The organism is Mesorhizobium sp. WSM1293, from assembly GCF_000513875.1.
Lineage (GTDB): Bacteria > Pseudomonadota > Alphaproteobacteria > Rhizobiales > Rhizobiaceae > Mesorhizobium > Mesorhizobium ciceri.
On sequence record NZ_AZUV01000009.1, the window covers coordinates 269109 to 283222 of the forward strand.

Consider the following 14114-nt stretch of genomic DNA (forward strand, 5'->3'; position numbering starts at 1 on the left):
CTCAGCCGATTTTATCTGGCCCCAGCGTCGCCACGGTCTTCAGCGCACCGTCGAGCATGTCGCCCTTCTCGTCCTTCAGCGCCATCTCGCGCAGGCGGCGGATCCAGTCGGCGGCGTCGGTGCGGCCCTTGACCATGTCGAGCGCGGACAGCACCCGGTCGAATTTCGACTGCGCCCGGACATGGGTGTCGCTGTAGCCCTTGATCAGCCGGCGGCAATTGAGGATCTCGACGGCCAGTGCGTAATCCTGGGGCACATGGTCGAGCGCCAGCGCGTACCAGCCATCGAGATGAGCGACCTCGACCTTGTGGCGCAGCAGGCTGCGGCGCCAGCGACGCAGGCCGCCGATGAACCACAGAGCGGCAAAGCCGGCAAAACTGTCGGTGCGGATGCGGCGGCCATGATTGATGCGACGATCGAGAAAGGCGGCGAGCTTCGGCCGGTTTTCGATGTAGCTGCCCAGACCCGCCGGCAGCGTGCCGCAGAACTCCTCGATGCGCGGATGGAAATATTCGGTCACCTGCAGGATCGAGCCATCCTTGACGCCGACCTCGCGGCGCACGCGTTTGTCGCGCGTCGAACGTGTCTTGAGATCGGCGACGCGGATCATGTCGTCGTAGCACAGCGCGTTGGCCAGATGCTTGGCGGCAGCGATGGACAAGCCGTAGCCCTGAATCGGCCCGTCCAGCGCGACGGCCTTGTCCAACCGGTCGAGATAGTCGCGCCCATAGGCGATGTCCTGATAGTCGACGACCTTTCTCAAGCCTCGAAGCGCCATATCGCGCACGGCCACCGGCAACAGATCGATGCGGGCAGCCAAGGCCTGCCAGCCTTGCAGCAGGTTTCGCGGGCCACTCACCTGTCCGGCGCCAAGGGCAGATTCGACAATCGCGGGCTCGGCCGGCTTTGGCGCCGGCGCTGCCGTGCCGCGCGCACGGTCAAACGCGGCACCGAAGGCGGCGAGGCTGGCCTTGACGCCCCGGCCGCCGGCACCGATCGCCTGTTCGTAGCTCTCGCGCGTGAACGGCAGGGCGTCGGACCCCGCCAGCGCGCCAAGCAGGCTGGCCGAGATCATCGAGCCATTGTCGGCGGCGATCTTTTCCATGTCGAAAGCGATGAAGCGCTTCGATGCGGCTTCCGCCGTTGCATGCACCTTGGAGGACGAAGCCCGGCCGTCGCCCGGTTCGATCTTTTCCGACACGGCGGCGATGCGGTGCGACGAGGCGATCAGCGTGGTGCGCTCGGGCGTGACGAAGCCGCGAATGATGGCGCGGCCGGCTTCCATCAACTCCGCCGCGATCAGTATGTCGACGTCGCCCTGCGAGGGCGACAGCGCAAAGACCGGCAGCCGGCCGGTGTCGCGGGCCATCTCGACATAGTAGATGGTGGCGCCGGTACGCTGGGCGACGCCGGCGACCGAGGTCGACTGCGCGACATAGCCGTTGCGCTCGGCGACATCGGTAATCCAGTCGGCGAGCACGCCGCCGCCCTGGCCGCCGACCGCCAGCACGGCGAGCTTGATGACATCCTCACCATCTTGAGCGCCGGCGTGGGCGCGAAGTGGGGGGACGGCGTCAAGCATCGGCGAAAGTCAGGCGCCGGCTTTCGCGGCGACGCTGCAACAGGCTGATGGTGGCGCGGCGCGCGACTTCCAGGAAGCGATCCCAGCGGCTCGGATTGTGGACGACGTCGGCGCGATAGAAGGACGGGCAGAGCACCGCCGCATCGGCGACCTCGCCGCAATTGCCGCAGCCGACGCAACTCTGGTCGATATGCGCGACCGGATCGTCGCGCAAAGGATCGTCGAGCGATTTGACCGACAGCGATGGGCAGCCGGACAGCCGCATGCAGGCATGGTCGCCGGTGCAGATGTCCTCATCGACGCCGAACTTCGGTTTCACGACACGGGTCCCGCCCTTGATCGCCTTGTCGACCAGCGGCTTTTCGCGGCGCTGGCGGTTGAGCATGCATTCGGACGAGGCGACGATGACTTTCGGCCCCTTCTCCTCCGTCGTCAGCGCCTCGCGCAGCGTGTCCTGCATCTTGGTCACGTCATAGGTGCGGTCGACATGGCGCAGCCATTTGACGCCCATGCCTTTGACCGCCTCGGTGATCGGATGCTTCGTCGACTTGGTCTTGTTGCCGGCGCGGGATGAGAGGATGTCCTGGCCGCCGGTGGCGGCCGAGTAAAAATTATCGACGATGACGATGACGCCGTCGTTCTTGTTGAACACCGCGTTGCCAATTGAGGAGGTCAGGCCGTTGTGCCAGAAGCCGCCGTCGCCGACGAAGGAGATGGACCGCCGCTTGGCATCAGGCGAATTGAAGGCCGAGGCGGAGGCCGGGCCCAGCCCGTAGCCCATGGTGGTGGCGCCGAGCTCGAAAGGCGGCATGATCGAGAACAGATGGCAGCCGATGTCGGAGGCGATGTGATGCTTGCCTAGCTCCTGCTCGACCAGTTTTGTCGCGGCAAAGATCGGCCGTTCCGGGCAGCCGATGCAGAAGCCCGGCGGACGGCCCGGCACGACATTGATGAGGTCGGCTGCATCAACGCCGTCGCCGACCTTGTTGGGCGCGCGCACCTCGCCCGGCAGCAGATGCGGCGCCTCGGCGCGCAGGAAGGCGCCGATGCCGTCGAGCATGACCTGGCCGGTATATTCGCCGGCCATCGGCAGATGCTCCTTGCCGACCAGCCTGGTGCCTCGACCGGCCTTGTGCAGCATCGAAGCAAAGGCCTGTTCGATGTAGTTGGGCTGGCCTTCCTCGACGACCAGCACCGACTGCTTGCCCTCGCAGAACGACAGGAACTCGTCATTGATCAAGGGATAGACGGCATTGAGCACATAGAGCGGCACGTCGGTGTCGCCATAAATGTCGGCAAGGCCGAGCCGCTGCAGCGCGCGGATGACCGAATTGTACATGCCGCCCTGCATGACGATGCCGACCGAGCCATGGTCCGAGCCGAAGAACTCGTTGATCTTGTTCTTGGCGATGAAGTCGACCGCCGCCGGCCAGCGTTTCTGCACCTTCTCCTTCTCATGCAGGAAGGAGGCGGGCGGCAGCACGATGCGGCCGGTGTCGCGGCGCGGCGCGTCGAGGGCATCGGCGACCGTCATCGGCGGCCGCTTGTTGTCCTTGGCGATGAAATGTCCATGCACGTGGCAGCAGCGGATGCGCACCTGCAGCATGACCGGCGTGTTGGAAATCTCCGACAGCTCGAAACCATCCTCCACCGCCTTGACGATCGACGGCAGGTTGGGTCGCGGGTCGAGCAGCCACACCTGGCTTTTCATGGCGAAGGCATGGCTGCGCTCCTGCATGATCGAGGAGCCCTCGCCATAGTCTTCGCCGACGATGATCAGCGCGCCGCCGGTGACGCCGCCGGAGGCGAGATTGGCGAGTGCGTCGGAGGCGACGTTGGTGCCGACCGTCGACTTGAAGGTCGCCGCACCGCGAATGGGATAATGCACTGACGCCGCCAGCATGGCGGTGGCAGTGGCTTCCGAGGCGCTGGCTTCGAAATGCACGCCGAGCTCGCCCAGAATGTCCTGCGCGTCGGCCAGCACGTCCATCAGGTGACTGATCGGCGCGCCCTGATAGCCGCCGACATAGCCGACGCCGCATTGCAGCAGCGCCTTGGTGATGGCGAGAATGCCTTCGCCGGCAAACTCCTCGCCGGCACCGAGCCTGAGTTTTTCGACTTCCCTGGCAAAAGACCGTTCGGCCATTCTTTTTCTCCCTTCCGTTACCGCCAGCGCTGGCGGCGCGTAGGTCTAGATGTCGTGCTTGCGAATGTTCTTCAGCATCTTCAAAAGCGTGGCGATGAGCGCGGAATATTCGGCATCGTCGATGTCGTCGAACATCGCTTCGAACGCGTCGTGCATGGCCGGCCAGGCGCGGGTGAACTCGGCGCGGCCCTCGTCGGTCAGGAACACATGGCGGATTCGGCTGTCGGTGACACCCTGCTCGCGTCGCACCAGACCCTGGCCCTCCAGCGTATCGAGGGTCCGGCTCAAGGTCGATTGCTCGATGACCGTATAGACCGAGAGGTCGTTGACGGTGATGCCGTCGGTGACCGACAGCACGGCGAGCGTGCGGACCTGCGGGATGGTCAGGCCCTGCTTGCGGAAATCGTCGCGCAAGGTGGCGTTGTAGCGGCCCATGATGCGGTTCATCAGATAGGGCGCGAATTGCTGCAGCCCGATCTGCCCCAGGGTCGAAATGCGCTGGCGCTTTTCCGCGACCTTCTCTTCCATCACAGCCTCTCCGCCAGGAGAAATCCGGAACCGCCGCCGAGACCCGCACCCGGGTGGGTCGAGGCGCCGATATGGTAGAGACCCTTGATGCCGGTCTGATGATTGCGGCTGGTCTTGAACGGCCGCCACAGGAAAGACTGGTCGATGGTCGAGGAACCGCCATAGGGGTCACCGCCGACCAGGTTGATGTTCATCGCCTCCAGATCGGCCGGCGAATAGGCGCGGCGCGCGATGACGCTGTCCTTGAAGCCTTCGATATGGCTGGCGAGGATCGCCTCAATGCGGTCGGCATAGGCTTCGCGCAGCACATCGGTCCATTGCCCGTCTGCCGGCGCCTGCAGCTTGCCGGCCGCGTCGCCCTTGATGTGGCGAGGCGCCTCGGGCAGTTGCAGCCACAGGATCGCCTTGCCTTCAGGGCAGCGCGATGGGTCAAGCGCATGCGGCTGGCCGACACAGATGGTCGGCACCTCCGGCAACATGCCGCGCGCCGCCTCGTTGCAAGCTTTCGAGACGCCATCCAGGCCGGGCGTGAGGTGCAGCAACGCCACCTTATCCAAGCCTTCGCCCGGCCATGCGGGCGGTTTGTCCAAGGCGTAGTGGATCTGGAAATTGCCTTTGCCGTAGCGGTACTTTTGCGTCGCCTCGACATCGGCTTTGGGTGCATCCGTGCCAAGCAGCCTGCCATAGAGCTGCGTTGGCGTAACCGAGCAGATGACGCTCTTGTCGGCATTGATTGTCTCGCCCCAGGCCAGCCGCACGCCGGTTGCCCGGCCATTGTTTTGAACGATCGAAGCGACATCGGCGCCGGTGCGGATATCGCCGCCGCGTTCCCGAATCAAAGCCTCGAAGGCGGCCAGCAGGTTTTTTGCCCCACCCTTGACGATCGGTGCTCCGGCCGCCTCAAGTGCGAAGGCGATCACCTTGGCGATCTGGCCGGAGAAGGCGTCCTCGGGTCCAAGCCCGGCATGCAGTACCCAGGGTGCCCACAGCGCGCGGATGGTTTCGGACCGGTAGGTGTTTTCGAGCCAGCCGCGCGCCGGCACCAGAGCTTCGCCGAGGAAGGCGGCAAGGCCGCGCGGGCCACGCCGCCAGCCATCACCGGCAAGCAGCTTCGCTGTCGGGTAGGACCACAGGCTGCCGCCGAGCAAGCCGAACAGCAGGCCGGCATTGCGTTCGATGCCGCCGACATCATCCGCGTGCCGGTCACCGTCGCCTGCCGCGATTGCGTTGAGGGCGGCGATGTTGGCGGCACGGTCGGTGCTGAGCACGGCATGGCTGCCATCCGGCCGCAGCACGCCCGTCGGCGTGCCCGTGTGGCAGAACTCCAGCCCGTGGCGCGCGAGATCGGCGCCCAGTGCCGCAAAGGCCGGCGAGGTGATGAACAGCACGAAGGTCGTCGCCATCACATCATGGATGAAGCCGGGGGCGGTGATCTCCTCGGTGCGCAAGCAACCGCCAATGCGGTCGTTGCGCTCCAGGACGAGCACACGCGCCCCTTTGCCGCCGAGCATCGCCGCGCAGACCAGCGCGTTGATGCCGCTGCCGACGATGATGTGATCGGGGGCGGTCATTGGCGGTTGCTCTTTGCTTGCGGGCAGTGGAGTTCAATCGCGTGGAATTGCGCTCTGCGGCGCCCCCCTCTGGCCTGCCGGCCATCTCCCCCTCTTGGGGGGAGATTGGCAGCTTCGGCGCCCCACTCAATCCTGCAACGTCGCAGATTGGCGAAAACCATTGTGAAGGCCAATCTCTCCCCGTGAGGGGGAGATGTCCGGCAGGACAGAGGGGGGCGCCGTAGGGCGCTAGCGCTACAAGCCTGCCACCCTCTACCTGCCATCAACCCGGTTTCGCCTTCTCGCATGATCTTCTCCCGAAGACCCACCTCGCTTTATTGCTTCGACACCAGCGCCAGCGCGCGGATCGGGCTGCCGGTGCCGTGCTCGATCTTGAGCGGCGCCGCGATCAGGATGGCGCCCTTCGGCGGCAGCTGGTCGAGGTTGCAGAGGCTGGCGAGACCGTAGCGGTTGGCCTTGTGCATCAGCGTGTGCGCCGGGAATGGCGGCTCCATGCCACCGGCCTTGCCGGCATCGGTGCCGATCGTCTCCGAGCCCCAGCCCTTGATGTCCTTGCTGATCAGGAACTGGATGGCTTCGGCCGTCGGGCCGGGCGTGTGCGGGCCGGTCTCGTTGGCGTTGAGGAACTCGGCTTCCGAGCCGTTGCGCTTGTACCAGTCGGTGCGCATCACCACCCATTCGCCGGCATTGATCGCACCGTGCTCGGCTTCCCAGGCCTTGATGTGGTCGACGGTGAGCAGGAAATCGGGGTCGGCGGCGGCTTCCTTCGAACAGTCGATGACATTGACCGGGCCGACGAAATTCTGCGCCGGAATGGTGTCGGTGGCGCCGTCCGGATAATCCTTGCCGCTGATCCAGTGCTGCGGCGCGTCGAAATGCGTGCCCGAATGTTCGCCGAGCTTCAGCCAGTTCCAGGCCCACCACGGACCGTTCTTGTCGTAACGGGAGATGTTGTGGATCTCGACCTTCGGCGTGTCGACGGCGAGTTCCGGCGGCAGCTTGATCAACGGCGTGTCCGGGCCGAGCGGCGCCGACAGGTCGACCACCTTGATGGCGCCTGAAAGAAGCTGGCCGGCGACTTCGCCGAGGAGTTTTTGCGTGTCCATGGTTTGAAGTTCCCTCTTTCGTGTGATGATCAAGGCTCGTCTCGGCCCTTAATATCCTACTAGACGAAAACATATGCATCTGCAATTATCTTTAAGCATAAAGGAAATGGGGACGGGGCGTGAGCGAGTTCGACGCCATCTTTGTCGGGGCGGGCCACAACAGTCTGGCATGCGCCGCGCATTTGGCGCTCAAAGGCTGGAAAACAGGGGTTTTCGAGCGCGGCGCGACAATCGGCGGCGCCGTCCAGACGCGCGAATTCACCCTTCCCGGCTTCCGCCACGATTTCGGCGCGATGAATCTCAGCCTCTTCGCCGGCTCGGCCTTCCACCGGAAATATGCAAATGAATTGAAAGCGCAGGGGCTGGAGTTCGCCCCGGTCGCCGACTGTTTCGCCAGCGCATTCCCTGACGGGCGCTGGTTCGGCGTCAGCAACGATCTGGAAAAGACCGCCGCGCGCATCGCCGCCTTCTCCGCCACTGACGCCGCCACATGGCGCAGGCTGGTTGCCGCCTTCCCGGCGGAGGCCGAACACCTGTTCCGGCTGCTGGGTTCGCCGATGAGTGCCCGCGCGCTTGCCGGCACGGCGTGGAACCTGTGGCGCAAGAAGGGCATCGCCGGTTCGCTCGATACGGGCCGGCTGCTGCTGTCCTCACCCCGCGCCTGGCTGGAGGAAACTTTCGAGTCGCCGCATATCAGGGCAACGCTCGCCACTTGGGGCATGCATCTCGACTTCGCCCCGGATATCGCCGGCGGTGCCGTGTTCCCCTATCTGGAATCGATGGCCAACCAGAGTTTCGGCATGGTGCTGGGCAAGGGCGGCGCCGATACCATCATCCGTGCCCTCTCTGGCATGGTGACCTCCGCCGGCGGCAAGATCGTCACCGGCGCCGAAGTCGCCGAGATCACGGTTTCCGCCGGCAGGGCGACCGGCGTACGGCTTGCTTCAGGCGCGTCGCATACCGCCACCAGGGCAGTCATTGCCGGCGTCGCGCCCAAGGCGCTGACGGGCAGATTGCTGCCCAATGGTTCGGGCGACGCCGGCTTCGACACGGCGATGCAGAAATTCCGCCATGCGCCAGGCACGATGATGATCCACCTGGCGCTGGACGATTTGCCGGATTGGCGTGCCGGAGCGGAGCTTCGGCAGTTCGCCTATGTGCATCTGTCGCCGTCGCTCGACGCCATGTCGCGCACCTATCAGCAGGCCATGGCGGGCATGCTGCCGGACGAGCCTGTGCTGGTGGTCGGCCAGCCGACGGCGATCGACCCGTCGCGGGCGCCTCAGGGAAAGCATGTGCTGTGGGTGCAAGTGCGCATGCTGCCGGCCGAAATCCTGGGCGATGCCGCCGGCAAGATCGCACCGGACCATTGGGACAAGGTGAAGGAGGTCTACGCAGAGCGTGTCCTCGACATCATCGAGACCTATGCGCCCGGCCTGCGCAACAAGATCCTCGGCCGCGCCGTCTTCTCGCCCATCGACCTCGAGCGTGAGAACCCGAATCTCGTCGGTGGCGACCAGGTCTGCGGCAGCCATCATCTGGCGCAGAACTTTTTATTCCGCCCGGCGCGCAACTATGCCGGCTGGAACACGCCGGTGGCGCATCTGCACCTCACTGGAGCCGCGACATGGCCGGGCGCCGGCACCGGTGCGGCGTCGGGCTTCATGCTCGCACAACAGCTTGGCGGGAGGTAGGAGCCGGAGATTTCCTTGAGGCTACGAGGGGCAAGGCGCTGCTGCCCAAGAAGCCTGAACCGATGACATGAAGACGCCGCGCAGAAACAAAACCAACAAGGGGAACGACCATGACAATCAACAGACGTGAATTGCTGGGATACAGCGCCGCGGCACTCGGGGTGGCCGCCGTCGGCCTGCCGCAGATCGCTAGGGCGGCTGCCGGCGAACTGACCATCGCCTACAACGTCAACCTGCCATCCTGGGATCCAACCACCGGCCCGTCGGCCGTCAACCCGACCATCCAGGGGCTTTACCAGTCGGTGTTCGATCAATTCATCCCGCAGAAGCCCGATTTGTCCTTCGCGCCCGGCCTGCTCACCGAATGGGGCTGGAACGACGACCGCACGAAGATCATGATGACGGTGCGCGAAGGCGTGACCTGGCATGACGGCTCGCCGTTCACGGCCGAGGACGTCGTCTGGTCGCTACAGCGGGCAGGCGACGAAAAGACCGGCAACCCGATCCAGTTCGTCTGGAAGAACGTCAACAATTTCAAGATCGACGGCAACAAGATCACCGGCGACGTCGTGCAGTTCGACCCGGTCTATTTCAAATGGATGTCGTTCCTGACCGGCTACATCATGCCGAAGGCCTATTACGAGAAGGTCGGCGCCGAAGGTTTCGAGAAGGCGCCGATCGGCACCGGCCCCTACATGGTGGAAAAGTTCGAGCGCAACGCTTTCCTGCGGCTCAAGGCAAACCCGAACTACTGGGGCGGCAAGCCGGCCTTCGAGAATGTGACGATCAAGTTCGTCGCCGACGCGGCAAGCCGCGTCGCCGAGATCGAATCCGGCTCCTCGCAAGTGACGCTCGAAATCCCCTACGAGGAGTATGACCGGCTGATCGCCAAGGACGGGCTGGCCGGCTCGTGCAAGAACGTTTCCGACATCGGCATGATCTTCTTCAACGACATCGAGGCGATGCTGGACAAGAACGTCCGTCAGGCCGCCGTGATGGCCGTCGACAAGAAGCTGCTGGTCGATCGCCTGCTGCGCGGCTACGGACAGCCGATCGATACGCTGGAAACGCCGGAATACGCATCCTACGACGCGTCGATCAAGGTCGAGCACAATCCGGAAAAGGCCAAGGAATTGCTGGCTGCCTCCGGCTATTCGCCGGAAAAGCCGGTCAAGTTCACCATCCAGACGACCAAGGGCTTCAAGCCCAAGGACTATGAGATGATCCAGGCGATCGTCGGCATGTGGCGCAAGGTCGGCATCGAGGCGACGATCGAGGTCTACGAGATCGCAAAGCACTACGAACTGCGCGCCGCCGATAAGCTGGCGCCGGCCGCCTTCTACAACTGGGGCAACGCCATCGGCGATCCGACCACCTCGACCGGCTTCGCCATGTACGGCCCGAGCCCGCATTCGGTGTGGGACAGCCAGGATTTGATCGACATGATCAACCCGCTGTGGGGCGAGAAGGACGAGGCCAAGCGCATCGCCGGCTGGAAGGCTGTCGACAAATACATCGCCGAGCAGGCCTATGTGCTGCCGCTGATGCAGTATGCGCAGCCCATCGTCCATGCCAAGGGCGTCAATGTGGTTCAGCATGTGTCGGGCGCGTTGCTGCCGGCCCTGATGACCCCGGCCTGACCGATATTGGAGGGCACGCCGTTCGCGAGACGGCGTGTCTTCTTGAACGACGCAGGCCCCCTCATCCGGCCCTTCGGGCCACCTTCTCCCCGCTGGAGAGAAGAGACCGGCTCAGCCGTCGGCGACCTCTTCTCCCCTCGGGGAGAAGGTGGCCGCGAAGCGGCCGGATGAGGGGTCTTCGTTCCATCAGTCACTGAAACGCATTAGGCCTACGCCAGAATGCTCCTGCAAAGATTCCTGATCCGTCTGCTGACGATGCTGATCACGCTGTTCGGCGTGGCCGTCGTCGTCTTTGTCGTGATCCGCGTCGCGCCCGGCGATCCGATCGCCATGATGCTGCCGCCTGGTGCTACGGATGCCGACATTGCCCGGCTGCGAGCGCTCTACGGCCTCGACAAGACCATCGTGCAGCAATTCTTCATCTGGCTGTCGGGCGTGGCCAGGGGCGATTTCGGCACCTCGATTTCGCTCAGGCAGGATGTGCTGGGTCTCGTCTTCAACCGGCTGCCAGCGACGCTGGAGCTTGCCATCGTCGCGCTTGTGATGGCGGTGGCGCTCGGCGGCACGACGGCAATCATCGGCGCGCGCGAACGCGGCACGGCGGTCGAGGCCGGCATCGACATCGCCAGCGGCGCGGCGCTTTCCATTCCCGACTTCCTGTGGGGCCTGGTGCTGATCCTGCTGTTCGGCGTGCTGGTGCCGATCTTCGACATTTCCGGCCGGGTGTCGCCGCAACTCGACCTGCCCTTCGTCACCCAGTTTTATCTGTTCGAGAGCTTGCTTCGTCTGCGCCTCGACCTGACCTGGGATCTCCTGAAACACATGCTGATGCCGGCCGTGGCGCTGGCGCTGCCGCTGGCGGCGATCATCTCGCAGCTGCTGAAACAGTCGCTGAAGGAAGTGCTCGACCTCGACTACGTCGTGCTGGCGCGGGTCAAGGGGTTTTCGGAAACGCAGGTCATCCTGCGCGAGGCCTTGAAGAATGCCGCTTTGCCGACGCTGACGCTGGTCGGCGTGCAGTTCACCTTCCTCATCGGCGGCACCGTCATCGTCGAACGGCTGTTTTCCTATGAAGGCCTCGGCAACATGGCGATCGACGCCGTCATCAACCGCGACCTGCCGCTGATCCAGGGCATCGTTCTGGTCTTCGCGCTGCTGTTCGTGCTGATCAACCTCAGCGTCGACATGATGTACGCACTGCTCAATCCAAGGCTGCGCCATGGATGAGGGCCGCGCTCAAAGACGAGCTGTGTCGCCGCGTCTGTGGCTGGCCGGCGGCTGGCTGCTGCTGGCGCTTCTGGCGGCAATCTTCGCGCCGCTGGTCGCGCCGCAGGATCCGCTGGCGCAGGATTTGATGCTGGAACGGTTGCCGCCATTCTGGATGGCCGGCGCCGAACCCGGCTATTGGCTCGGCACCGACAGCCTCGGCCGCGATCTGTTGTCCCGGCTGATCTTCGGCGGCCGCATCGCCTTCATCGTCGCTTTCGCCGCGGCCATCGCCGCCTGCCTGGTCGGCTCGATGCTGGGGCTCATAGCCGGCTATTTCGGCGGCTGGGCCGACCGCATCATCTCGCGCATCGTCGATGTCTGGATGGCATTTCCGCCGGTGCTGTTCGCCATCCTTTTGGTTGCGGTGCTCGGCACAGGCTTGAGTTCCGTCATCCTGGCCATCGCCATCATCGACTGGACGCGTTTCTGCCGGGTGATCCGTGCCGAGACGATGGGCCAGTCGCGCATGGACTATGTCGAGAATGCCCGCATCGCCGGCTATGGCCGCATCGGCATCATGCTGCGCGAGGTGCTGCCCAATGTGGTGCCGTCAATCTTGGCGCTGCTGTCGCTGGAAATGGGCATCGCCGTCATCGTCGAGGCGATCCTGTCCTTCGTCAATCTGTCGATCTCGACCGACGACCCGACCTGGGGCGGCATCATCGCCGAGGGCCGGCTGTCGATCCATCAGGCCTGGTGGGTGCTGGTGTTCCCGCTGATCACGCTCATCCTCACCGTGCTGTCGTTCAGCCAGTTCGGCGAGGCGCTGAAGACGCGTTTCGATCCGGTGCTGCGATGAGCGCCTGTCTCGACATCAGGGATCTGAGCGCCGTGCTGCCCAACAGCCAGCGCGTGCTGCGCTCGGTGTCGCTCTCCGTCCAGCCCGGCGAGGTCCGCGCGCTGGTCGGCGAAAGCGGCGCCGGCAAGACGATGATCGGCAAGGCGGTGCTCGGCGTGCTGCCGTCGAGCGTGCGCATCGTCGAAGGCGATATGTTGCTTGAGGGCGAAGACCTCGGCAAATTGCAGCCCAAGGCACGGCGCACGCTGATCGGGGCACGCACGGCGCTGATCCCGCAGGACCCGCTGACCGCTCTCAACCCGTCACGCCGCATCGGCTCGCAGATGACCGACCGGCTGGTGCGCATCCTCGGCTGGAGTGGCGAGAAGGCCGATACCCGCATTCGCCAGTTGCTGGACGAGGTGCAGATCCGCGACCCCGACCGCGTGCTCAAAAGCTATCCGCACGAACTGTCCGGCGGCATGCGCCAGCGCGTGCTGATCGCTGCCGCCTTCGCCGCCGAGCCAAGGCTGATCGTCGCCGACGAGCCGACCACGGCGCTCGACGTCACCGTGCAGAAGCAGATCCTGCGGCTGATCGCACAATTGCAGCGCGAGCACGGCACGGCGATCCTGTTCGTCACCCATGATCTCGGCGTCGTCGCCAAGATCAGCCAGAAGGTCTCGGTGCTCTATGCCGGCAAGGTGGTGGAGGAGGCCGAGACCGCCGCTCTCTTCGCCGCTCCGCAGCACCCCTACACACGCGCGCTGATGGCGGCGACGCCACGCTACACCGATCCCTTCGCTTCGTTGAAACCAGTGGATGACGCTGTGTTGGCCGGGCTTGCTTCAGAGATCGCTGCCGCAGACCAGGCTTGGAGGCGGCCGCATGGCTGAGCCGCTGTTTTCCGTGCGTGGGCTGAAGGTCGCGCTGCCCGACATGACGCGCAAACCGCTGATCGGCCGCGCGCCATTGGCCGAAATCCTGAAAGGCCTAGATTTCGACCTTCCCAGGGGCTCGGTGACCGGTATCGTCGGCGAATCCGGGTCCGGCAAATCGACGCTCGGCCGCGCGCTGGTGCGCCTCTTGGAGCCCAGCGCCGGCAGCATCACTTTCGACGGTCGTGACATAACCCATCTGCCGGAAGCGGAGCTGCGGCCATTGCGGCGCGACCTGCAGATGATCTTCCAGGATCCGATGTCGTCGCTCAATCCGCGCCGCACCATTGCCAGCATCATCGCCGCTCCGCTCAAGCAGAATGGCCTCGGCGACAATCTGAAGGCGCGCGTCGCTGAGGCCTTGCAGCGCGTCGGCCTGCCGCAAAGTTTCGCCAGCCGCTACCGCCACGAACTGTCGGGCGGCCAGCGACAGCGCGTCGGCATTGCCCGCGCACTGGCGCTGTCGCCGAAATTCGTGCTGGCCGACGAGATCGTCTCCGGCCTCGACGTGTCGACGCAGGCGCAGATTCTGACCCTGCTGGAAAGGCTGGCGGCGGAGATGGGCCTGACCGTTGCCTTCATCAGCCACGATCTGTCGGTGATCCGGCGACTATGCCGGCAGGTCATCGTCATGCGCGAGGGCGTGATCGTTGAAGCCAGTGCCACCGACGCCTTGTTCGAAAACCCACAGCAGAGCTACACGCGCGATCTCATCGCAGCCATTCCGCTGCCCGAGATCGATGCAGGCTGGCTGGACATTCCTGCCGCCGCCAAGGTCCCGACATGACTGCACACGCACGCCGAAAAGCGGGCCTCGGACGTGCGACCGCAAAGACCCAAGTCCCGCCAATGGAGAGGACTG

The 14114-nt window shown here is 64.7% G+C and carries 11 protein-coding genes; 6 read left to right on the top strand and 5 right to left on the bottom strand.

Annotation, left to right across the window (positions count from 1 at the left end):
- Nucleotide 1 precedes the first annotated feature (1 nt).
- The 5 genes from M729_RS0113025 to M729_RS0113045 all read right to left on the bottom strand — a co-directional run bounded on the left by M729_RS0113025 (nucleotide 2) and on the right by M729_RS0113045 (nucleotide 6933).
- Nucleotides 2-1582 carry an indolepyruvate oxidoreductase subunit beta family protein gene (locus tag M729_RS0113025; protein ID WP_027161799.1) on the bottom strand — a complete coding sequence of 527 codons (1581 nt, stop codon included), beginning with the start codon at nucleotides 1580-1582 and terminating at the stop codon, nucleotides 2-4.
- Nucleotides 1575-3728, bottom strand: coding sequence for an indolepyruvate ferredoxin oxidoreductase subunit alpha (locus tag M729_RS0113030; protein ID WP_027161800.1), 2154 nt, complete (start codon nucleotides 3726-3728; stop codon nucleotides 1575-1577). Before M729_RS0113030 ends, M729_RS0113025 begins: the two co-directional genes overlap by 8 nt.
- A gap of 45 nt (nucleotides 3729-3773) precedes the next feature.
- The gene (locus tag M729_RS0113035) at nucleotides 3774-4256 is read right to left on the bottom strand and encodes a MarR family transcriptional regulator (protein ID WP_013527967.1); all 483 of its coding nucleotides are present in this window, start codon (nucleotides 4254-4256) and stop codon (nucleotides 3774-3776) included.
- Nucleotides 4256-5827 (bottom strand): NAD(P)/FAD-dependent oxidoreductase, encoded by a 1572-nt coding sequence (locus tag M729_RS0113040; RefSeq protein ID WP_027161801.1) that lies wholly within the window; start codon nucleotides 5825-5827, stop codon nucleotides 4256-4258. Before M729_RS0113040 ends, M729_RS0113035 begins: the two co-directional genes overlap by 1 nt.
- 314 nt (nucleotides 5828-6141) lie before the next feature.
- Entirely contained in the window at nucleotides 6142-6933 is a 792-nt protein-coding gene (locus M729_RS0113045; RefSeq protein WP_024503404.1) for a cyclase family protein, read from the bottom strand.
- A gap of 119 nt (nucleotides 6934-7052) precedes the next feature.
- On the opposite strand from M729_RS0113045, the gene M729_RS0113050 reads away from it, so the two are divergent.
- The 6 genes from M729_RS0113050 (at nucleotide 7053) to M729_RS0113075 (ending at nucleotide 14039) form a co-directional block, all read left to right on the top strand.
- Entirely contained in the window at nucleotides 7053-8627 is a 1575-nt protein-coding gene (locus tag M729_RS0113050; RefSeq protein ID WP_027161802.1) for an NAD(P)/FAD-dependent oxidoreductase, read from the top strand.
- Between the two features lie 110 nt (nucleotides 8628-8737).
- Nucleotides 8738-10267 carry an ABC transporter substrate-binding protein gene (locus tag M729_RS0113055; RefSeq protein WP_027161803.1) on the top strand — a complete coding sequence of 510 codons (1530 nt, stop codon included), beginning with the start codon at nucleotides 8738-8740 and terminating at the stop codon, nucleotides 10265-10267.
- A 219-nt stretch (nucleotides 10268-10486) separates the two neighbouring features.
- Nucleotides 10487-11494 carry an ABC transporter permease gene (locus tag M729_RS0113060; RefSeq protein ID WP_013527972.1) on the top strand — a complete coding sequence of 336 codons (1008 nt, stop codon included), beginning with the start codon at nucleotides 10487-10489 and terminating at the stop codon, nucleotides 11492-11494.
- On the top strand, nucleotides 11487-12335 hold the full coding sequence (locus tag M729_RS0113065) for an ABC transporter permease (RefSeq protein ID WP_027161804.1): 849 nt from the start codon (nucleotides 11487-11489) through the stop codon (nucleotides 12333-12335). Before M729_RS0113060 ends, M729_RS0113065 begins: the two co-directional genes overlap by 8 nt.
- The gene (locus M729_RS0113070; RefSeq protein WP_027161805.1) at nucleotides 12332-13210 is read left to right on the top strand and encodes an ABC transporter ATP-binding protein; all 879 of its coding nucleotides are present in this window, start codon (nucleotides 12332-12334) and stop codon (nucleotides 13208-13210) included. Before M729_RS0113065 ends, M729_RS0113070 begins: the two co-directional genes overlap by 4 nt.
- Nucleotides 13203-14039: an ATP-binding cassette domain-containing protein gene (locus M729_RS0113075; RefSeq protein WP_027161806.1), complete on the top strand. Its 837-nt coding sequence runs from the start codon at nucleotides 13203-13205 to the stop codon at nucleotides 14037-14039. Before M729_RS0113070 ends, M729_RS0113075 begins: the two co-directional genes overlap by 8 nt.
- Nucleotides 14040-14114 lie beyond the last annotated feature (75 nt).

What these genes read in the sequence shown, in the direction of transcription:
- M729_RS0113045 (WP_024503404.1), bottom strand. Translation starts at nt 6,933, where the DNA reads ATGGACACGCAAAAACTCCTCGGCGAAGTCGCCGGCCAGCTTCTTTCA.
- M729_RS0113040 (WP_027161801.1), bottom strand. Translation starts at nt 5,827, where the DNA reads ATGACCGCCCCCGATCACATCATCGTCGGCAGCGGCATCAACGCGCTG.
- M729_RS0113070 (WP_027161805.1), top strand. Translation starts at nt 12,332, where the DNA reads ATGAGCGCCTGTCTCGACATCAGGGATCTGAGCGCCGTGCTGCCCAAC.
- M729_RS0113055 (WP_027161803.1), top strand. Translation starts at nt 8,738, where the DNA reads ATGACAATCAACAGACGTGAATTGCTGGGATACAGCGCCGCGGCACTC.
- M729_RS0113035 (WP_013527967.1), bottom strand. Translation starts at nt 4,256, where the DNA reads ATGGAAGAGAAGGTCGCGGAAAAGCGCCAGCGCATTTCGACCCTGGGG.
- M729_RS0113075 (WP_027161806.1), top strand. Translation starts at nt 13,203, where the DNA reads ATGGCTGAGCCGCTGTTTTCCGTGCGTGGGCTGAAGGTCGCGCTGCCC.
- M729_RS0113065 (WP_027161804.1), top strand. Translation starts at nt 11,487, where the DNA reads ATGGATGAGGGCCGCGCTCAAAGACGAGCTGTGTCGCCGCGTCTGTGG.
- M729_RS0113060 (WP_013527972.1), top strand. Translation starts at nt 10,487, where the DNA reads ATGCTCCTGCAAAGATTCCTGATCCGTCTGCTGACGATGCTGATCACG.
- M729_RS0113030 (WP_027161800.1), bottom strand. Translation starts at nt 3,728, where the DNA reads ATGGCCGAACGGTCTTTTGCCAGGGAAGTCGAAAAACTCAGGCTCGGT.
- M729_RS0113025 (WP_027161799.1), bottom strand. Translation starts at nt 1,582, where the DNA reads ATGCTTGACGCCGTCCCCCCACTTCGCGCCCACGCCGGCGCTCAAGAT.